General features: G+C 54.0%; 15 protein-coding genes, 1 pseudogene and 1 riboswitch. Of the genes and pseudogenes, 7 read left to right on the top strand and 9 right to left on the bottom strand.

Going from position 1 to position 19,548, the window contains the following annotated elements:
* Nucleotides 1–247 precede the first annotated feature (247 nt).
* From ACOTX2_RS02080 to ACOTX2_RS02070, 3 genes are read left to right on the top strand one after another with little or no spacing between them, the layout of a single operon-like run.
* Nucleotides 248–1,378, top strand: a complete 1,131-nt coding sequence (locus ACOTX2_RS02080; protein WP_063147714.1) for a polysaccharide export protein — start codon at nt 248–250, stop codon at nt 1,376–1,378.
* A complete protein-coding gene (locus ACOTX2_RS02075) occupies nt 1,378–1,827 on the top strand; it encodes a phosphotyrosine protein phosphatase (protein WP_022648670.1) in 450 nt (149 codons plus the stop codon). Before ACOTX2_RS02080 ends, ACOTX2_RS02075 begins: the two co-directional genes overlap by 1 nt.
* Nucleotides 1,827–4,016, top strand: coding sequence for a polysaccharide biosynthesis tyrosine autokinase (locus tag ACOTX2_RS02070; protein WP_058677655.1), 2,190 nt, complete (start codon nt 1,827–1,829; stop codon nt 4,014–4,016). The genes ACOTX2_RS02075 and ACOTX2_RS02070 overlap by 1 nt, the downstream gene beginning before the upstream one ends.
* A 52-nt stretch (nt 4,017–4,068) precedes the next feature.
* Here the strand turns inward: ACOTX2_RS02070 and ACOTX2_RS02065 are convergent, their stop codons facing one another.
* The 4 genes from ACOTX2_RS02065 to ACOTX2_RS02050 form a co-directional block, all read right to left on the bottom strand.
* Nucleotides 4,069–5,535, bottom strand: coding sequence for a pyridoxal phosphate-dependent decarboxylase family protein (locus tag ACOTX2_RS02065; protein ID WP_063147715.1), 1,467 nt, complete (start codon nt 5,533–5,535; stop codon nt 4,069–4,071).
* Between the two features lie 18 nt (nt 5,536–5,553).
* Nucleotides 5,554–6,930, bottom strand: a complete 1,377-nt coding sequence (locus ACOTX2_RS02060) for a diaminobutyrate--2-oxoglutarate transaminase (RefSeq protein WP_032623920.1) — start codon at nt 6,928–6,930, stop codon at nt 5,554–5,556.
* 311 nt (nt 6,931–7,241) lie between these two features.
* Nucleotides 7,242–7,685 carry a hypothetical protein gene (locus ACOTX2_RS02055; protein ID WP_022648666.1) on the bottom strand — a complete coding sequence of 148 codons (444 nt, stop codon included), beginning with the start codon at nt 7,683–7,685 and terminating at the stop codon, nt 7,242–7,244.
* Between the two features lie 206 nt (nt 7,686–7,891).
* Nucleotides 7,892–9,121, bottom strand: coding sequence for a YadA C-terminal domain-containing protein (locus ACOTX2_RS02050; protein WP_063147716.1), 1,230 nt, complete (start codon nt 9,119–9,121; stop codon nt 7,892–7,894).
* Nucleotides 9,122–9,803: 682 nt separating this feature from the next.
* Nucleotides 9,804–9,900: riboswitch (TPP riboswitch) on the top strand.
* 35 nt (nt 9,901–9,935) lie between these two features.
* Here ACOTX2_RS02050 and thiM point away from each other — a divergent pair.
* From thiM to ACOTX2_RS02035, 3 genes are read left to right on the top strand one after another with little or no spacing between them, the layout of a single operon-like run.
* Nucleotides 9,936–10,706, top strand: coding sequence for a hydroxyethylthiazole kinase (gene thiM / locus ACOTX2_RS02045; RefSeq protein ID WP_063147717.1), 771 nt, complete (start codon nt 9,936–9,938; stop codon nt 10,704–10,706).
* Nucleotides 10,703–11,503, top strand: coding sequence for a bifunctional hydroxymethylpyrimidine kinase/phosphomethylpyrimidine kinase (gene thiD, locus ACOTX2_RS02040; protein ID WP_023300565.1), 801 nt, complete (start codon nt 10,703–10,705; stop codon nt 11,501–11,503). Before thiM ends, thiD begins: the two co-directional genes overlap by 4 nt.
* A gap of 41 nt (nt 11,504–11,544) precedes the next feature.
* Nucleotides 11,545–12,291, top strand: a complete 747-nt coding sequence (locus tag ACOTX2_RS02035) for a GntR family transcriptional regulator (RefSeq protein WP_022648658.1) — start codon at nt 11,545–11,547, stop codon at nt 12,289–12,291.
* Here the strand turns inward: ACOTX2_RS02035 and ACOTX2_RS02030 are convergent.
* From ACOTX2_RS02030 to ACOTX2_RS02020, 3 genes are read right to left on the bottom strand one after another with little or no spacing between them, the layout of a single operon-like run.
* Nucleotides 12,265–13,218 carry a PfkB family carbohydrate kinase gene (locus ACOTX2_RS02030; RefSeq protein ID WP_063147718.1) on the bottom strand — a complete coding sequence of 318 codons (954 nt, stop codon included), beginning with the start codon at nt 13,216–13,218 and terminating at the stop codon, nt 12,265–12,267. The two genes, ACOTX2_RS02035 and ACOTX2_RS02030, sit on opposite strands and share 27 nt — an antisense overlap.
* Entirely contained in the window at nt 13,215–14,219 is a 1,005-nt protein-coding gene (locus ACOTX2_RS02025; protein WP_023300562.1) for an ADP-ribosylglycohydrolase family protein, read from the bottom strand. The genes ACOTX2_RS02030 and ACOTX2_RS02025 overlap by 4 nt, the downstream gene beginning before the upstream one ends.
* A complete protein-coding gene (locus tag ACOTX2_RS02020; protein ID WP_063147719.1) occupies nt 14,216–15,493 on the bottom strand; it encodes a nucleoside permease in 1,278 nt (425 codons plus the stop codon). Before ACOTX2_RS02020 ends, ACOTX2_RS02025 begins: the two co-directional genes overlap by 4 nt.
* Nucleotides 15,494–15,741: 248 nt before the next feature.
* Here ACOTX2_RS02020 and fbaB point away from each other — a divergent pair.
* Nucleotides 15,742–16,793, top strand: a pseudogene (gene fbaB, locus ACOTX2_RS02015) (class I fructose-bisphosphate aldolase).
* A gap of 88 nt (nt 16,794–16,881) precedes the next feature.
* On the opposite strand, the gene yegS reads toward fbaB, so the two are convergent.
* Both yegS and yegQ read right to left on the bottom strand, forming a co-directional pair.
* Entirely contained in the window at nt 16,882–17,781 is a 900-nt protein-coding gene (gene yegS, locus ACOTX2_RS02010) for a lipid kinase YegS (RefSeq protein ID WP_023306584.1), read from the bottom strand.
* A 248-nt stretch (nt 17,782–18,029) separates the two neighbouring features.
* Nucleotides 18,030–19,391, bottom strand: coding sequence for a tRNA 5-hydroxyuridine modification protein YegQ (gene yegQ / locus ACOTX2_RS02005; protein WP_038416385.1), 1,362 nt, complete (start codon nt 19,389–19,391; stop codon nt 18,030–18,032).
* Nucleotides 19,392–19,548: the final 157 nt, after the last annotated feature.

Here is a 19,548-nt window from a genome sequence, read left to right as displayed (position 1 = left end):
TTCTGAAAATACATTGTTGCCGTAATTTTATAAACTGTAGATCGTGCTTTTTTTTGCCACAGGCTTTAAGATTTTCAGGAAGATTATATTTTAATTAATTGCCCGTCACAGATCGGGCAATTCGTGTCTTCACTTTTAGATTACGTTTTAGTATTCCCTTGAAAAGAAACTTATTTCAAGCGTGGGTTAGCGCAGGGCTGCGCCCCGTCGGGCGTTCGCTACGAGCAGGGATGATAAGTATATATAAATGAAAAACACAACAGCATTATCTGTAATATTCTTAGCAATAAGTCAGTTGGCGGGGTGCGTAATTTCTCCTGGCCAAACGTTAAGTTCCGCAGGCAAAAAAATAATTGCGCCGGCTGATCTCAATAATAGTTTAGATAAACAAATCGAAATTTATCCACTTACGCCCGGATTAATTGAGAAACTACGTCCCGCAGCAGCTAAATCTCAGGCAAATCCTAATCTTGATGAGCAGGTCAAAAACTGGGAATACCGTATTGGAATCGGTGACATCCTGACGGTCACCGTCTGGGATCACCCGGAGCTGACTACGCCCGCGGGACAGTATCGCAGCGCAAGCGATACGGGAAACTGGGTCAATGCCGATGGCACGCTCTTTTATCCTTACGTGGGTAAACTGCACGTGGCGGGAAAAACGGTTTCCAGAGTGCGCGAGGAGATCACCGCGCGGCTGGATAACGTCATTGAAAGCCCCCAGGTCGACGTCAGCGTTGCCGCTTTCCGTTCGCAAAAAGCCTACGTTACGGGAGAAGTGGCGAAATCTGGCCAGCAGGCCATCACCAACATTCCGCTGACGGTTACGGATGCCGTTAATGCCGCAGGTGGGCTTACTGCTGATGCGGACTGGCGGAACGTGGTGCTGACTCACAACGGTCAGGATTCCCGAATTTCCCTGTATGCCCTGATGCAGCATGGCGATTTAACCCAGAATAAGCTGCTCAACCCTGGCGACATCTTGTTTATTCCCCGCAACGATGCGCTGAAAGTATTCGTGATGGGCGAAGTTGTTAAACAGAGCACGCTGAAGATGGATCGCAGCGGCATGACGTTGGCCGAAGCGCTCGGCAATGCCGGTGGCCTGGACCAGAATATGGCTGATGCGACGGGTATTTTTGTTATCCGCTCGGTACGCGAGTCCGGGAAAATTGCGAATATCTATCAACTGAATGCAAAAGACGCTTCAGCCATGGTGCTGGGCACCGAGTTTCAGCTTGAGCCTTACGACATTGTCTATGTCACCACTGCTCCACTCTCCCGCTGGAATCGCGTAATAACACAGCTTGTTCCGACAATCAGCGGGGTGCATGACCTCACCGAAACGGTTCGTTATATCAGATCGTGGCCGCAATAATGTTCGAATCAATACTCGTGGTATGTACCGGAAATGTCTGCCGTTCTCCGATTGGAGAACGGCTTTTGCGCCAGCACTTGCCCGACAGACACATCACCTCGGCGGGAATACTCGGCCTTGAGGGGTATCCGGCGGATGAGTGCGCCCAGGACGTGGCCTGGCGGCATGGGATCTCCCTCGACGGTCATGTGGCGCGCAGGCTGACACGCAGGCTGATGCAGGGATCCGATCTCATCCTGGTTATGGAGCCGGAACATCTTCGCTTCATTGCAGCCATGGCACCGGAAAACAGGGGGAAGTCGCTGCTTTTTGGGCAGTGGTTGGAGCCGCAGGATATCCCAGACCCCTATCGTAAAAGCCGTGAAGCGTTTGAATATGTGTTCGGGCTATTGGGTAAAGCCAGCCAGGAATGGGCACGTCGTTTAGGACAGAAAGGAATAAAGCATTAATGTCGTCTTACACAACAGACAGTTATGGTGCAGGGGCACCCGAACAAAATGAAATCGATCTCGTTCGTTTGCTCGGCGAAATGATCGACCACCGCACGATGATATTGTGCGTGACTTTCCTTTTCACTCTATGCGCGGGCCTCTATGCCTGGGTTACGCCACCTGTTTATCAGGCGGATGCTATGGTGCAAATAGAAAGCAAACAGGATAACGGCCTGCTCAAAGGCTTGAGCCAGCTGGGCACCGATATTTCGCCGGATGTTGCCCCTGAAATTTTACTGTTGAAATCTCGCATGATCCTCGGCGAGACCGTCGACAAATTAGATCTGACGTATCAGGCAAAGCAGCGCGTTTTGCCTGTGGTGGGGCGTCTCTGGCAGCGTCTGCAAGGGCGTGGGCAGGGCAACATAACGTTAGGCGAACTCCAGATCCCGCAGGTGGAGGGCAAAGCGCAAGAACTCACGCTGACCGTACAGGAAGCGGGAAGGTATCACCTGACGGGCGAAAACATTGAGGCAGACGGCCAGGTGGGTAAAACGCTGGTTACGCAAGGGATCGTGCTGCGGGTGACCTCGATTGAGGCGACGCCAGGCACACAGTTTTCGCTTAAGTCGTTGACGCGCCTGGAGACGATCAATGCACTGAAGAAGCGTCTGACGGTCGTGGAATCGGAGAAACAGAGCGGTATTGTGACCTTAACCCTGACGGGTGAAGATCCTGACAAAATCGCCCGGGTGCTGAATGCGATTGCTGAAAATTATCTTCAGCAAAATATCGCGCGCCAGGAGGCTCAGGATTCGCGTAGTCTGGATTTTTTACAGGAGCAGTTACCGAAAATCAGAGCGGACCTGGATCAGGCTGAAGCGCGGCTGAATGCCTACCGGGCGCAGCGCGACTCTGTGGATCTGTCTTTAGAGGCAAAATCCGTCCTGGATCAGGTTGTGAACGTTGAGAATCAGCTAAATGAGCTGACGTTCCGGGAGGCAGAAATTTCCCAGCTCTTTAAAAAGAGTCACCCTACCTACCGTGCATTGCATGAAAAAAGACAAACCCTTGTGCGGGAACGGGATCGTCTTAATAACCGTGTGTCCTCAATGCCCTCCACGCAGCAGGAGATTTTACGCCTGAGCCGCGATGTTGAGTCGGGCCGCACGATTTATTTACAGCTTTTGACGCGTCAGCAGGAGCTGAATATTTCCCGCTCCAGCGCTGTCGGGAACGTGAGGATCATTGATGAGGCGGTTACACTCCCGGATCCGATAAAACCGCGAAAAGCGCTAATCATTGCGCTTGGCGTGCTGTTCGGGCTCATCCTTTCAATGGGGACCGTACTGGTACGCCAGGCGTTCAAACGTGGGATCACGCTTTCCGAACAGCTGGAAGCGCAGGGGATGCCGGTTCTGGCGACGTTACCACGTTCACAGTGGCTGTGGAGTAAAACGCATTTGCGCAGAAAAAATCCGTTTTCTCGTCGCTGGACACACAAAACCTCGGATGTACCTTTCCTGCCAGTCGATCGACCTGCTGATATGTTTGTTGAAGCGGTACGCGGGCTGCGAACCAGTCTGCATTTCACCATGATGGAGGCTGAGAATCGCATTGTGATGATTTCTGGCCCCACGCAGGACTGCGGAAAAACGCTGGTGGCGACGAACCTGGCGGCCATTGCCGGGCAGAGCGGTCAGCGTGCGCTGTTTATAGATGCGGATATGCGCCAGGGTTATGTGCATAATATTTTTGGCCTGGAGAACCGCCACGGATTATCCTGCCTGCTGGAGGGGAAGCGCGACTTTGGGGAGGTCATTCAGCATGCTGAAAAAGGGGGAATTGACGTCATCACCTGCGGCCCGGAACCCCTGCGTCCGTTAGAAATGCTGTTAAGCGAACGGTTCATTGACATCATGTCCTGGGTTAACGAGCACTATGACATTGTCATCATCGATACACCCCCAGTTCTTGCCGTCAATGATGCCGCGCTGGTTGCCAGAGCAGCCGGAACAACGCTAATGGTTGCCCGTTACGATAAAACCAGCGTGAAAGAGATGGAGAATACCGTTAAACGTCTACAGCACGTTGGCGTGAAGGTCAGCGGCACAATCCTCAACGATATTGTTAAATCCGCAGCGCTGTTTTACAGCTCGGGGTACAGCCAGTATGACTACGGTTATGCTTCGAGGAAAAAAGGATAGGGGCGTCAGGACGGGAAAATAAACCCTCTCCCGGATGGGAGAGGGAAAAGCATTACTTCGCCATCACTTCCTGCGCGGTATGCTCAACCAGAGACAGCAGGACTTTAACGTCCTCCAGCGTCACGGTTGGGTTCAGCAGGGTCAGCTTCAGGCAGGTGACGCCGTTATGCTCGGTCACCCCGACGTTTGCGCGGCCGGATTCCAGCAGTGCATCGCCAATTTTCTGGTTCAGCAGGGCGATATCGGCGTCAGCCATCTGGGTCTGCGGACGGAAGCGGAACAGCACGCTTGCCAGCTGGGGTTGCATAACCAGTTCCAGAGCAGACTGCTCTTTTACGTAAGCCGCAACCTGCTGTGCCAGCGTCACGCCGTGATCGATAATTGCCGCGTATTGCTCCTGACCCAGCGCTTCCAGGCTCATCCACAGTTTCAGCGCGTCGAAACGACGGGTGGTTTGCAGAGATTTGGAAACCAGGTTAGGCACGCCCGCTTCTTCATCGAACTCAGAGTTCAGGTAAGCCGCCTGATAGCGCATCAGCTCATAATGACGTGCTTCTTTCAGCAAGAAGGCACCGCAGCTGATGGTCTGGAAGAACTGCTTGTGGAAGTCCAGCGTTACGGAGTCCACCAGCTCGATGCCGTCCAGGTAGTGACGATACTGCTCAGACATCAGCAGCGCGCCGCCCCAGGCCGCATCAACGTGTACCCAGATATTCTGTTTCGCAGCCAGCTCGGCAATGGCACGCAGCGGATCGATAGCACCCGCATCCGTCGTGCCGGCCGTGGCCACAATCGCCAGAATCTGTTCGCCGTTCGCGTTGCACTGTTCGATTTTCGCCGCCAGATCGGTGAGATCCATGCGGGAGAATTCATCAGTTTTCACCTGCACCACGGACTGGTAGCCCAGGCCCATCAGCGCCATGTTTTTCTGCACGGAGAAGTGGGCGTTTTCAGAGCACAGCACGCGAATTTTGCGCAGATCGCCCACCAGACCGTCCTGCTGTACCGAGTGGCCCTGACGCGCGAAGAACGCATCACGCGCCAGCATCAGGCCCATCAGGTTACTCTGGGTGCCGCCGCTGGTGAAGACGCCTGCGTCGCCAGCCTGATAACCCACGCGGGTACGCAGCCATTCGATCAGCTTGATCTCAATAATGGTTGCGGACGGGCTTTGATCCCAGGAGTCCATACTCTGGTTGGTGGCGTTAATCAGCACTTCCGCCGCCTGGCTTACGACCAGGCTTGGGCAGTGCAGGTGCGCCACGCACTGCGGGTGATGAACGGACAAACTGTCTTTCAGGAAGAACTCCACGGCGCGTTCAATCGCCGCTTCGTTGCCCAGCCCTTTCGGGTTGAAATCCAGCTTAATACGGTCGCGCAGCTCCGCGACCGTTTTGCCCTGGTACATCTCAGGCTGTTTCAGCCACTGCATCACAGCCTGAGTGCTTTGTTCAATCGCCTGCTGGTAAGCTTCAATGCTCTGGGCAGAGGAGAACAAAATTGGGTTTGAATCAGACATCGTAATCAACAACTCCGGTTACGCCGGGCGAACGCCCGCAGCAAGCAGTGCCTGCTCGAATTTATCCAGGAAGACTTTCAGCTCGTCATCGCTGATCAGCAGTGACGGCAGCAGACGCAGAACGATACCGTTACGGCCGCCACGCTCCAGAATCAGGCCTGCTTCGAAGCACTTCTTCTGGATCAGTGCAGACAGCTCGCCATCGCCCGGGAAGCAACCCATGTGGTCGGCGGCTTCATGTGGCTTAACGATTTCAATACCGATCATCATGCCCAGACCGCGAACGTGGCCGATCACCGGATAGCGTTTCGCCATCTCTTTCAGCTGGCCTTTCAGCCATTCGCCCTGTGCGGCAACTTTGCCCGCGATATTCTGGTCTTTCAGGATCTTCAGCGTCGTCAGACCGGTTGCCATCGCCAGCTGGTTGCCGCGGAAGGTACCGGTGTGGTGACCAGGCGCCCACGCATCGAACTGCTTCTTGATACCGAGCACAGCCAGTGGCAGACCGCCGCCAACTGCTTTGGACATCACGATGATGTCAGGCTCAATGCCTGCGTGTTCGAAGGCAAAGAATTTACCGGTACGGGCAAAGCCAGCCTGAACTTCGTCGAGGATCAGCAGAATGCCGTGTTCCTGAGTCACTTTACGGATGCGCTGCAACCACTCAGCCGGAGCCGGGTTCACGCCGCCTTCGCCCTGAACAGCTTCAAGGATCACCGCGGCAGGTTTACGCACGCCGCTTTCAACGTCGTTGATCAGGTTATCGAAGTAGTAGGTCAGCGCCTTCACGCCCGCTTCACCACCGATACCCAGTGGGCAGCGGTACTCGTGTGGGTAAGGCATGAACTGGACTTCTGGCATCATACCGTCAACCGCTTCTTTCGGAGACAGGTTACCGGTGACGGACAGTGCACCGTGGGTCATACCGTGGTAACCACCAGAGAAACTGATGATACCGCTGCGACCGGTTACTTTTTTCGCCAGCTTCAGCGCCGCTTCAACGGCGTCAGCCCCGGACGGGCCAGTGAATTGCAGACAGTACTCTTTGCCCTGACCAGGCAACAGAGAGAGTAGGTATTCTGAAAACGCGTCTTTCAACGGCGTAGTCAGATCCAGGGTATGTAACGGCAAGCCGCTGGTAATGACATTTTGGATGCTTTTCAGCACATCAGGATGATTGTGGCCAAGCGCGAGGGTGCCTGCGCCTGCTAAACAGTCAAGGTATTCTTTATTATCTGCATCGGTGATCCACACGCCTTCTGCTTTCGTGATCGCTAAAGGCAGTTTGCGCGGATAACTCCTGACGTTAGATTCAAACTCGGCCTGACGGGCCAGATAGGTTTCGTTGCTTTTGTGGGCATCTACGGTGTCAATACGGACTTTATCCGTCATCATATCACTCCTACAACCGCCGCTTCGTTATGAGCAACGATTGAATAAAAAGTTAAAAAACAGATGGGGCCTGAAAAAAACGCCGCCAATATAGAGCCTTTTGTCACCGGGCTCAATGGTTAATTTGTTTACTGTTTTGTGACACAGGGTACAGGGGAGGGGATAACCTCATTTTCCGGCAAAAATATGCAGTTTATTCTCAATAAAAACAGTGGGTTATATATGGATTGTCAGCATTGTAAAATCAGATGAAAGAGTGTGGCAAATTGTGCGCCTGGCAGGCTAAAAGGAGGCGGAGAGCCTCCTTAGACTGTTTATTTTTGGGTAACGCGTAAAACGCCGTGTTCACGTCCCTTTGTTTTATTCCATGACGCGTCCGTAATACCGTTTTCATCCAGACTTATCGATATCACAAAACCGTTACCATGGATCTCATAAAAATTCGCATTCAGACGTTTAACGCTGGCTTTTTTGCCGTTCACGGTAGCGCTAAAAAAGCCGTTAGAAAGGGTAGCGTTAACCGTATCCGACGAGAACGAGGCTTCGCGAAGGGGATCGTGAACGGATGCCGTTGGTTCGTGTTGTGCCGCGTTTTCCGCTTTGGTTTTGCTGATATCGCAAGATCCATCGCCAGCGCTAATTTGCGTGCATCCCGAGCGCTCTAACTGAGCACGATAGTGTGCGCTAATGGCGTGTGCAGGCGAAATACACCCAGCAAGTACGGCAGCGCTTAACACTAGCATCATTGATTTTTTCATTTTATCACCTTAAAAACGACACAAATAATAAGAAACGTACATAATGCCGATCCAGACCCCGACCGAAATAAGCAATAGATACAGGGCAGCTGAAATAAAAATGTGTTTGAGCATGTTATTGGCCATCATCATACTTTCCATCAGCGAAGTACTGTCGCCCTGAAAAGCTTCCTCTATTATGAATGTAGTCGAGTTACGTGTTTTTCTTAAAAGCCAATCCCGATGCCTGCGCCCATAGCAAGATCATTATTTGTAGAATCGCTTACGCCAGCTTTAACGATGGTGTTGCTACCAACGTGGAAGGATGCACCCACACTAACAGCTTGCTCGTCTTTAAAGCTACCTACACCAGCAGAGAACATGACAGCCTGTTCTTTCTCTACTTGAGGCATAGAGGCGATAGCTACAGCGCTAGCAGCACCTGAACGGGCTTCTTTCTTATTGCTATCAACTTCATCTTTCAGGCTCTTGAATTGAGAGTTAGTGTTAGCTTGCGCTTGTGCGAACACTTGTTGAGCAGCTTTCAGATCTTTAGCTTGTGCTGTAGTTTGGGTATTGAGTGACTTAACCAGATTGATAGTTTTAGTATCAACTTCTTTCTTAGTGATGGTAGTTGTGATTCCGTTAGAGCCAGCTTTACCTGCATCCCCTTTATCACCTTTAGCGCCAGTGTCGCCCTTATCACCTTTGATGGAATCTCCTTTATCTCCTTTCTCACCCTTAACACCTGGAGCACCATCTTTCCCAGCTATTCCTTGTGCGCCTGTATCACCTTTTAAACCTTGCGCACCAGTTGCACCTGCAGCGCCTGTAGCACCCGTTGCCCCGTCTTTACCGTCAACACCATCTTTACCATTAACACCGTCTTTAGGTGGTGTTTGGTTCTCTAAAGCGGTGATCCGTTGATCATGGTTAATCAATACAGAACCTTGTAACGCGCTTTCATCTTGCAATGATTTAATATCGGAACCATTGTTAACAACACCCTGTAAAGCAGTGTCTGCTTTGTTTTTAATGTCATTAATCAAAATATTTTGTTTGTTGTCGGTGGAGATCTGATCAGCTTTGTTGTCATCTACTTTCTGATTCAAAGTAGAGTTAAATTGTGCATTAGCATTAACACCAGCTTGAGCAGCATCAGCTTTATTTACAGCAGTGTTAGCAGTATCTTGCGCATTATTGATAGCAATGTTTGCCTTCTCAACATCCCCTTGCAGATTATAGATTTGTCCGTCTTGTTGAGTGTTGCTAGCCTTGATGTTATCAAGGTTATATGCGGTGTTGTTAGTCCCTTGAACCTGAATAAAAGTACCTGAATTGGTAACATTATCGTTAAGAGTTACATTTACATCAGCAGCTTTAGCTACGTTCATTGTACCAGCAAAAAGAGCACCGATAATAGCGACAGCGATGACGGTTTGTCTAACAGGTTTCATTTGAAATGACTCACAGTGTTTGGCAGATAAAATATACGCTAGCGATATTGCTAACGTTTGTTTAAGCAGAGCTGAATGGGTAAGTTTAAGTGTGTCGAATTTTATAGTTGTATTTAATATTTATGTTGGTAACGGAGCGAAACTATAGATATTTCGCGGCGAGAAATATTGATTTTGATCATGTTTCTTATTAATGATAAGAATGATGAGAAATAATGCTCTTGCATTGTTTCTTCTTTAAAATCAATTTGTTGTGATGCGCTTGCGAACTGTCTTAATTTAACCTTATGATTTTTATGAGATTTTATTTTAACACTTATGCGGTTTTTATTTAAGTGATGGAAATTAAGGTTTACACGGGGTTTTTCAAATGAAAATCACAACCTTTAAAGCTGAAAGTAAACATTATCGAGTGGGTGTATTTAAATAAAGGGCAAGATATTCTTCCGTAAGATTTTCAATGTAGACATTAAATAAAGATATTTTTAATGTGAATTCAATGTTAGTTATTTATTCAGTACAAATAATACCGGAAAATGAACAATAGAATTTCTCATTTTTTGTGTAACCTGAACCCGTCTGTACCTTCTGAGGCAGTGAGATAAAGGGAAAATGGTTGTCAGCAGGCTCAACCACGGGTACACTAAATAACAAAGTATTGTTTAAACTTTTGTTTTATAAATGATTTGACTCGGGGTGCCCTTCCTTGCGAAGGCTGAGAAATACCCGTATTACCTGATCTGGATAATGCCAGCGTAGGGAAGTCAGATGCCTACCCGGTCATCGCTTCTTTCCGCACGGTAGGAGCGAAACCATGCAGCCTGACCTGCTCGACTCACACGTTTTACATCAATTCCGAACCCGTTCCCCGCTCACGCACTGTATGACCAACGATGTCGTGCAGACCTTCACCGCCAACGTTCTGCTCGCGCTCGGTGCTTCCCCGGCAATGGTGATCGAAGCCGAGGAAGCGGAACAGTTTGCCGCGCTTGCCGATGCCCTGCTCGTCAACGTTGGCACGCTCACCGCGCCGCGCGCCCAGTCGATGCGTCGGGCTATTGAGAGCGCGGTAGCCGCGGGCACACCCTGGGTTCTGGACCCCGTCGCGGTTGGCGCGCTGGCGTTCCGCACCCGTTTTTGCCAGCAAATATTATCCCTTAAACCTGCGGCCATTCGTGGCAACGCCTCCGAAATCCTCGCCCTTGCCGGAATGAGTGCGGGCGGACGTGGGGTCGATTCCACCGATACGGCAGCGAGCGCGTTGACCGCTGCGCAGGCGCTTGCCCGCCAGGCCCACGCCGTTGTAGTCGTCACAGGGGAAGTGGATCACATCACCGACGGCCAGCGAACCCGTACGGTCGCGGGGGGCGACCCGCTGATGACCCGCGTGGTAGGAACTGGCTGTGCGCTCTCGGCGGTCGTCGCCGCCTGCTGCTCGCTGCCTGGCGACAGGCTTGATAACGCGGCGGCAGCCTGCGGCTTTATGAAGCGCGCAGGGTCAGTTGCCCTGACTCAAAGCCGGGGGCCCGGCAGCTTTGTCTCCGCGTTTCTGGACGCGCTTTACGCGCTGAAGGAACAGGTATGACACGCATTAATGCCCTGACTATTGCGGGAACCGATCCAAGCGGCGGAGCGGGGATCCAGGCAGACCTGAAAACCTTCTCTGCGCTCGGCGCATACGGGTGCTCGGTTATCACCGCGCTGGTTGCGCAAAACACGCGCGGCGTACAGTCGGTGTATCGCATTGACCCGGATTTTGTCGCCGCGCAGCTGGATTCGGTATTCAGCGACGTACGTATCGACACCACCAAGATCGGCATGCTGGCAGAGGCGGACATTGTTGAAGCGGTCGCTGAACGTCTCAAACACTACCAGATAAAAAACGTGGTGCTTGATACCGTGATGCTGGCCAAAAGCGGCGATCCGCTGCTCTCCGCCTCGGCTGTCGACACTCTGCGTAAAAAGCTGCTGCCGCAGGTTGCGCTGATCACGCCAAACCTGCCTGAAGCCGCCGCGCTGCTGGATGCGCCACACGCGCAAAACGAACGTGAGATGAAAGAGCAGGGGAATGCGCTGCTGGCGATGGGGTGTCGCGCGGTGCTGATGAAAGGCGGCCATCTTGATGATGCAGAAAGCCCGGACTGGCTTTTCACCCACGATGGCACGCAACGTTTCACCGCGCCACGCGTCCAGACCAAAAACACCCACGGCACGGGCTGTACGCTCTCGGCGGCGCTGGCGGCGCTGCGTCCTCGTCACGCCACATGGGCGGATACGGTGCAGGAGGCGAAGGTCTGGCTCTCGGGCGCGCTGGCAAAAGCCGATTCTCTGGAAGTGGGTCACGGTATTGGTCCGGTTCACCATTTTCATGCATGGTGGTAAGCCGTATACTGGCATGAAACTCATGCCAGAGAAAAACAGAGATGGAACAAGCGCATACCCGGTTAATTGCTCAACTCAAGGAACGAATTGCCGCACCGGACAACACGCCGCTGTATCTGAAATTTGCCGAAACGGTCAAGAACGCGGTGCGCAGCGGTGTGCTCGCGCACGGTAATATTTTGCCCGGCGAGCGCGATCTGAGCCAGCTGGCCGGTGTGTCGCGTATTACGGTGCGTAAAGCCATGCAGGCGCTGGAAGAGGCTGGCGTCGTTACCCGCGCGCGTGGATACGGGACGCAAATCAACAATATCTTTGAATATTCGCTGAAAGAGGCGCGCGGCTTTTCTCAGCAGGTGGTGCTGCGTGGCAAAACGCCCAACACCCTGTGGGTCAATAAACGCATCGTGAAGTGCCCGGAAGAGATCGCCCGCCATCTTTCCCTTGCGCCGGAAAGCGATGTGTTTTTACTTAAGCGCATCCGTTACGTGGATGACGATGCGGTATCGATAGAGGAGTCCTGGGTACCGGTAGGATTAATTCCCAACCCGGACGACATTGGCGTCTCGCTTTATGATTACTTCCGCAGCCAGAATATCTTTCCGCAGCGCACCCGTTCCCGCGTCAGCGCCCGGATGCCGGACAGCGAGTTTCAGGCGCATATCAAGATGGACGATAAGATACCGGTGCTGGTGATCAAGCAAGTCGCGCTCGATCAACAGCAGCGGCCAATTGAGTACAGCATCAGCTACTGCCGCAGCGACCTATACGTCTTTGTGTGCGAGGAGTAGGGCCTCGCGCGTGGGGGCGCAGTCTCCACCGCGATGGCTGACTACCCAGGCGGCCACGGCATTGCCAAGCTGTACCGACTCTGGCAGTGACCATCCCGCAGCCAGCCCGGCAAGGGTACCTCCCGCATGGCTGTCACCGGCACCGATGGTATCGACGACGGTAGCAGGAAACGCCGGAACGTGTCCGGAAGCGTCAGCGTCGTACCAGACCGCCCCGTCTTTATCATGGCGTACGATTAGCGCAGCGCCAAACCGTTGCTGCCACTGAGTGCCGAGCTGTTCCACGTTCACGCCAAGCCATTCGGCGGCAAGTTCCGCCTCCTGCCGATTGAGCGAGACAACCGGTTTACGGGCCATAATCCGCGCCATCAGCGGGTCGGGAATATCCGCGATGCGCGGACCGAAATCGATAAAGAGCGTCACATCCTGAAGACGTTCCACCCAGGCCGTTAGCAGCTCGCCGCTGGGCGACGCCAGCTGGTAGCCGGACAAATAGACCAGGCTTTTCTCTGGCACGCTTAACCCGTCCAGCCAGCGTTGCTGCCACTGATTCTCCACGCCGCTAAACGACATGAAGGTCCGTTCACCGTCAGGCTCCACCAGCGCCAGGCACCAGCCGTTATCGCCCGTTTCCGCTTCCACGGCGCTGTGCAGATCCTGCTTCGCCATGGCATTACGGATAATATCGGCCCACACGCCGTGGCCAACGGGAAGCGCGTTTTGCGCTGCAATGCCGAGCCGCTTGAGGGCGATGGCGATATTCAGCGCGCAGCCGCCAATATTCACTCCCTGTTGCTTCAGCTCGATATCACACCCGCGCCAGGGCAGGGCGTAGGCGTCGGCAATCACGTCGATGACCGCCGCGCCGAGCACCGTTACGGGGCGCGTAGCGTGAAGGGTTTCGAGACGGCGGGCAAAAGCACTCATACGCCCTCCCTTTGCTCCCGGAAGTGCAGTAGTTTTTCGCAGTAGCGTCCAAAATCAAGCTGGTTTACGGCATCAAGTTCGCTTTTAAGCGCCGGATCAATGGCCTGTACACCGTGCAGCGCGCCACAGATGGCCGTTGCCATCGCGCCGATAGTGTCCGTATCACCGCCCAGGTTGGCGCATAACACCGCGCAGCGGTTCGGATCGGTGCCCGCGAGTTCGACCATCGCAATCGCCGCCGGTACGGACTCCAGTGTGCTCGTGCCCGCGCCAATAAGCTGATAGATCTGCTCGCTGGCGGACTCCGTACCGTTGGCTTCGCGCACGGTTTTCAGGGCCAGCTCAATACGAGCGGAAAGCGATGCGCTGAAAGTGGTTGTGTTCGCCTCCTGCGCCGCACGGGCAATACCCGGCAGGGCATCGGCGATGTTCTGCCAGCGCTCGCCGTCGATAGCGCGTGAAACCGCCCACGCGATCACCACCGCACCGGCGATGGCGAGATCCGATTTATGGGTCGGGCTGGAGGCTAACGCAACCTGTTCAACAAAATGTGCCAGACGCGTGGCCGGTAGCAGGCATCCCAGCGGGGAGGCGCGCATCGCCGCCCCGTTGGTGACGCCGTTATTTTCCAGCTCGCTCACCGGCTTGCCGTCACGGATGGCGTTCAGGGCAATTTTGGAGGTCGGGCCGAGCACATTCTTATTGAACGCGTCAAAATCCAGCGCCCAGTCCAGAATATGCTTACCGATAACGTCAGGATTAATTTCCCCGTCGCATTCGATAATCGCGTCGGCCAGGCACAGCGCCATCGACGTATCATCCGTAAATTCGGCCTGATTAAAGTAGCAGGCGGCATTATTCTCAGCCGGGCCGGGTAAGAAACGGTCGATCCAGCCGAAGTGCGCTTTCACCCGCTTGCGCGGCCACAGTTCAGACGGCATCCCCATCGCATCCCCTAACGCCTGCCCGTAAAGAGCACCGAGAATACGGTCTTGTTTCATTTAACTTCCCCTCGTGTCAGCGCGGTATCGCCATCAACCACCTCAATTGCGGTGATCTCTTTATCCGATTCGCGGAAAAACAGCATAAACAGCACGGCAATCACTACAATCATGATTGCACCAAACGTCCACATTCCGGCCCAGTTGAAGGTCAGCCCATTCACCGGCTCTTTATAGGCGAACATTTTTTCCATCATCACGCCGCCGAGACGGTAACCCAGCAGGCTACCAAAGCCCTGACAGCACAGCGTGATCAAGCCCTGCGCCGCGTTGCGCATATGCACGGGCGCTTTTTTATCCACGTAGATGTACGCGGTGACGTAATAGAAGTCATAGCTTACGCCGTGCAGCAGAATGCCGAGGAACAGCAGGGCGTAGGTGAAGTATTGTTCGGCGCCGCCGTAAACAAAGAAGCCGTAGCGAATGGCGGCGGTGATCAGCCCCAGCAGCAAGACCTTCTTAATACCAAAGCGTTTGGTAAAGAACGGCAGAGCGAGCATGAAGAAGATTTCAGAGAACTGGCCGAGGGTCATCCAGCCGGTGGCGTTTTTCATCCCCACTTCGGTGAGATAGCCGTTGGCAAAGATGTAGTAGAAAGCCAGCGGCATGGCGAACAGGAATGAGCAGAAGAAGAACACCAGGAAGTTTTTATCGCGCAGCAGGATCAGCGCATCCAGCCCCAGCATCACTTTGATATCCAGCTTGCCGGTGCTCTTCGGCGGGGTATTCGGCAGGAAAAGTGCGAAGACGCCGAGCAGAAGGGAGCTGGCAGCGGTCATCAGCAGCGGGATATTGGTGTCAGAGATGTCGCTATAGCCCATCATCTGCGGCAGGAAGCCGCACGCCAGACCGGATGCAATCCAGCCGATGGTGCCCATCACGCGGATGCGCGGGAAATCAGCCTCCACGTCATCGACGTTCGCAAAAGCGATGCTGTTCGTCAGCGCGATGGTCGGCATATAGGTCAGGGAGTAGGCCAGCAGCAGCGGGAAGAAGGTGCTGAACTGGGTTTGCTGTGCTGCGAAATACATCAGAATCGCGCCAGCGAACATCAGCACGGCCAGCACTTTCTGGGCGGCGAAGAAACGGTCCGTCAGCGAGCCGACCAGGATAGGAGAGAGGATCGCGGCAATAGCGGTACAGGCGTACGACCAGCCAATTTCCCCGGCGGTAAACCCGCTCTTATTCAGCCACAGCCACAGCGGCACAAACCATGCGCCCCAGATAAACCATTCAACGAACATCATGAATGACAGTTGGACTTTCGTTTTCATTTTTTAATCCTGCATGTCAGAGGTACGCATGTAACATACCATGTGATAATACCTTTTAAATACCTTTAAGGCGATTGTTTGATCAGTGTAACAAAAATGTTGTACACGAAACGAGCCAGCAGATTGTGCTTAAAAAAGTTGCAAATGGTGGAAAATAGGTTAAGTCGGTACCAGGCTTAGTCTGCCTGCAAAAACGTGGGCTTGGATCACACGCTCCGACATCATGTCGGACTTACGGGAGCATCACTATGACTGATATTGCGCAACTGCTTGGCAAAGACGCCGACAGCCTTTACAGCATCGTTGTATGACCATTCCAGCCGACCAGCTTTATCTGCCTGGCCATGATTACGTAGACCGCGTCATGGTCGACAATAACCGTCCTCCTGCCGTACTGCGAAACATGCAGACGCTTTATAATACCGGCCGCCTGGGCGGAACCGGGTACCTCTCTATTCTGCCCGTTGACCAGGGCGTTGAACACTCTGCGGGGGCATCGTTTGCCGCGAACCCGCTCTATTTTGATCCGAAAAATATCGTCGAGCTGGCGATTGAGGCGGGCTGTAACTGCGTGGCCTCCACCTACGGCGTGCTGGCCTCCGTGTCGCGTCGCTATGCCCACCGCATTCCGTTCCTCGTTAAGCTGAACCACAACGAAACCCTGAGCTACCCAACCGAATACGACCAGACGCTCTACGCCAGCGTCGAGCAGGCGTTCAATATGGGTGCGGTGGCGGTCGGGGCAACCATCTATTTCGGTTCTGAACAGTCGCGTCGTCAGATAGAAGAGAGCTCCGCGGCGTTCGAGCGCGCCCACGAGCTGGGCATGGTAACCGTGCTGTGGGCCTATCTGCGTAACGGCTCGTTCAAAAAAGACGGTGTGGATTACCACGTGTCTGCGGATCTGACCGGTCAGGCAAACCACCTTGCGGCGACCATCGGCGCGGACATAGTGAAGCAGAAAATGGCCGAGAATAACGGCGGCTATAAAGCGGTGAACTTTGGCTATACCGACGACCGCGTCTACAGCAAGCTGACTAGCGACAACCCGATCGATCTGGTGCGCTACCAGCTGGCGAACTGCTATATGGGCCGCGCCGGGCTGATTAACTCCGGCGGTGCGGCAGGCGGTGAAACCGACCTGACCGATGCGGTGCGCACGGCGGTGATTAACAAACGCGCTGGCGGCATGGGGCTGATCCTCGGCCGTAAGGCGTTCAAAAAATCTATGGCCGACGGCGTGAAGCTGATCAACGCGGTTCAGGACGTCTATCTGGACAGTAAGGTCACGATCGCTTAAGTCTTTTCCCCTCACCCTAACCCTCTCCCCAACGGGGAGAGGGGACTGTTCAGTGCATACGGGAAGAGGGCCGCCACCCGGCAACACATCAGCGCAAAAGCTGACAGTCCGGCGGCAACCGGCACTGCAACGCGCCGGGCAAAACTTCGATGCGGAATCGCTCGCCGCTGAGCGGCTCTCCGTCAAGGTTAAAGGTCATGCCGTGGGGGGCGATCACTTCAAACCACGCGGATTTCCCGTCGATGATATTGGGGCTCTCCTCTGGCTGCGTCAGCGTCGTAAACAGCGCCGGCAGTAGCCCGTCGCCGGTAAAAATACGCAGCTGTAATTGACCGTCATTAATCAGCGCTTCCGGGCAAAGCTGCTGTCCGCCGCCTGCCTGACGCCCGTTGCCGATACCAATCACCAGCGCGTCGCCCTGCCAGTGGAAGTTTTCACCTTGGATCTCACAGCTGTCGGGCCTGAGCGTGTCCATGCGCATCAGACCATGGATGAGATACGAAACGCCGCCCAGCGCGGCTTTCAGTTTTTCCGGCGTTTCGCTGGTAATGCGGGTGCCGAAACCGCCCGTCGCCATATTGATAAAGCAGGTTTTTTCATTCACCTGAGCAATATCGACGGCGGTAGCCTTACCGAGAATGGCCAGCTGTAGCGCTTTTCCTACATCCTCCGGAATACCGGCGCTGGTGGCAAAATCGTTGGCGGTACCGAGCGGTAAAATCCCCATCGCCGGGCGAGCTGCGTCGTTGAGGTCAATGAGCGCACCGGCGATCTCGTTGATCGTTCCGTCGCCGCCGCCGGAAATGATGGTCTGAACACCTAACCTGATGCCCTCGTCGATGTAGCGCGCCGCATCGCCTTTTTCAAACGTTACTCGCACGTGTATGCATGCTCCGTCTTCACGCAATTCGGTAATCGCCTGGCGCAGCAGATCGTTGCCTGCACTCTTGCCGTTAAGAATTAATAAACTGTCTGGATAGGTTGCCATCCGGGTTGCTCCCTTTTTTAGCTATAGAAAGAGTGTATCCCAGAGAGGGAAAAAGCGGGTAAGAACAGGATGAAAGGCAAAAAATAAGCCCGCGTAAGGGAGATTACGCAGGCTAAGGAGGTGGTTCCTGGTACAGCTAGCATTTATGGGTTATGTTTTTCAGCGGGGGGATAATACCCGTATTGAACGAAGCGGTATGTGATCCGATTCTAAGAATTATCCCAGCGTGAAAAAATCCCGTTGATTGACTATTTGCCGTGTGGATTTCGGGTATTTTCACCTTCAAAATTGCGCATCAGCAGCGCAAACTCCAGCTCTACTTCTTCAGGAACCGGCAGCCAGACCACATGGCCGTCGCCAGGTGCGACCTCAATCGCCTCACCTTTTTTGTTTTCCAGATGCTCCAGGCGGAAGTTCATGTTGCCCTGCGGTGTCATCAGCTCCAGGCTGTCGCCTTTAGTGAATTTGTTTTTTACGGCGACGGCGGCCAGCGGGCCTTTACGCTCGCCGGTGAAGTCGCCTACAAACTGCTGGCGTTCGGAAATGGAGTAGCCATGCTCGTAGTTCTGGTAGTCGTCGTGGGTATGTCGACGCAGGAAACCTTCGGTATATCCGCGATGCGCCAGACCTTCCAGCGTTTCCAGCAGGCTGGTGTCGAACGGTTTACCGGCGGCGGCATCGTCGATGGCTTTGCGATACACCTGCGCGGTACGAGCGCAGTAGTAATAGGACTTGGTGCGGCCTTCGATTTTCAGGGAGTGCACGCCCATCTGGGTTAAACGCTCCACGTGCGCGATGGCGCGCAGATCCTTCGAGTTCATGATATAGGTGCCGTGCTCGTCTTCGAAGGCGGTCATGTACTCACCCGGACGTTTGGCTTCTTCGATCATAAACACGCTGTCGGTAGGCGCGCCGATACCCAGCGTTGGCTCAACGTTGGTGACCGGGATCGGCTCGTGTTTATGCACGATGTTACCGATGTCATCCTCTTTGCCTTCCTGAACGTTATATTCCCAGCGGCAGGCGTTGGTGCAGGTGCCCTGGTTCGGGTCACGCTTGTTGATATAGCCAGAGAGCAGGCAGCGGCCGGAGTAGGCCATGCACAGCGCGCCGTGAACGAAGATTTCGATCTCCATATCCGGCACCTGGGTGCGGATCTCTTCGATCTCTTCGAGAGACAGCTCGCGAGACAGAATGACGCGGGTCAGCCCCATCTGCTTCCAGAATTTCACCGTTGCCCAGTTGACGGCGTTAGCCTGCACCGAGAGGTGAATGTCCATATCAGGGAAGTTCTCCCGAACCAGCATGATTAAACCCGGGTCTGACATGATCAGTGCGTCCGGCCCCATCTCCACGACCGGCTTCAGGTCACGAATGAACGTTTTCAGCTTGGCGTTGTGCGGCGCGATGTTCACCACCACGTAGAATTTTTTGCCCAGGGCATGCGCTTCGTTGATGCCGAGCTGAAGATTCTCGTGGTTGAATTCGTTGTTACGCACGCGCAGCGAATAGCGCGGCTGGCCCGCGTAGACGGCGTCGGCACCATAGGCGAAAGCGTAACGCATATTTTGCAGCGTTCCCGCCGGGGAAAGGAGTTCCGGTTTAAACATGTTTGTTCTCGTTCTGATGACAGGTCAGATCCGCGTGCACCAGGTGCAGCGGTAAGGGGAGATCCCCCACTTTAAGGGCGGGCATTGTAGCGCTGCGGGGCGGGGAGGTAAAGCCCGGACCCCTCACCCTAACCCTCTCCCCAGGGGGGAGAGGGGA

The organism is Enterobacter cloacae complex sp. IR5412 (assembly GCF_049237385.1).
GTDB classification, from domain to species: domain Bacteria; phylum Pseudomonadota; class Gammaproteobacteria; order Enterobacterales; family Enterobacteriaceae; genus Enterobacter; species Enterobacter intestinihominis.
The sequence above is the reverse complement of the archived record's forward strand: the minus strand, read 5'-3'. Positions and strand labels throughout refer to the sequence as shown.

Coding starts and splice junctions, on each gene's coding strand:
- ACOTX2_RS02080 (WP_063147714.1), top strand. CDS start 248: ATGAAAAACACAACAGCATTATCTGTAATATTCTTAGCAATAAGTCAG.
- ACOTX2_RS02075 (WP_022648670.1), top strand. CDS start 1,378: ATGTTCGAATCAATACTCGTGGTATGTACCGGAAATGTCTGCCGTTCT.
- ACOTX2_RS02070 (WP_058677655.1), top strand. CDS start 1,827: ATGTCGTCTTACACAACAGACAGTTATGGTGCAGGGGCACCCGAACAA.
- ACOTX2_RS02065 (WP_063147715.1), bottom strand. CDS start 5,535: ATGTCTGATTCAAACCCAATTTTGTTCTCCTCTGCCCAGAGCATTGAA.
- ACOTX2_RS02060 (WP_032623920.1), bottom strand. CDS start 6,930: ATGATGACGGATAAAGTCCGTATTGACACCGTAGATGCCCACAAAAGC.
- ACOTX2_RS02055 (WP_022648666.1), bottom strand. CDS start 7,685: ATGAAAAAATCAATGATGCTAGTGTTAAGCGCTGCCGTACTTGCTGGG.
- ACOTX2_RS02050 (WP_063147716.1), bottom strand. CDS start 9,121: ATGAAACCTGTTAGACAAACCGTCATCGCTGTCGCTATTATCGGTGCT.
- thiM (WP_063147717.1), top strand. CDS start 9,936: ATGCAGCCTGACCTGCTCGACTCACACGTTTTACATCAATTCCGAACC.
- thiD (WP_023300565.1), top strand. CDS start 10,703: ATGACACGCATTAATGCCCTGACTATTGCGGGAACCGATCCAAGCGGC.
- ACOTX2_RS02035 (WP_022648658.1), top strand. CDS start 11,545: ATGGAACAAGCGCATACCCGGTTAATTGCTCAACTCAAGGAACGAATT.
- ACOTX2_RS02030 (WP_063147718.1), bottom strand. CDS start 13,218: ATGAGTGCTTTTGCCCGCCGTCTCGAAACCCTTCACGCTACGCGCCCC.
- ACOTX2_RS02025 (WP_023300562.1), bottom strand. CDS start 14,219: ATGAAACAAGACCGTATTCTCGGTGCTCTTTACGGGCAGGCGTTAGGG.
- ACOTX2_RS02020 (WP_063147719.1), bottom strand. CDS start 15,493: ATGAAAACGAAAGTCCAACTGTCATTCATGATGTTCGTTGAATGGTTT.
- yegS (WP_023306584.1), bottom strand. CDS start 17,781: ATGGCAACCTATCCAGACAGTTTATTAATTCTTAACGGCAAGAGTGCA.
- yegQ (WP_038416385.1), bottom strand. CDS start 19,391: ATGTTTAAACCGGAACTCCTTTCCCCGGCGGGAACGCTGCAAAATATG.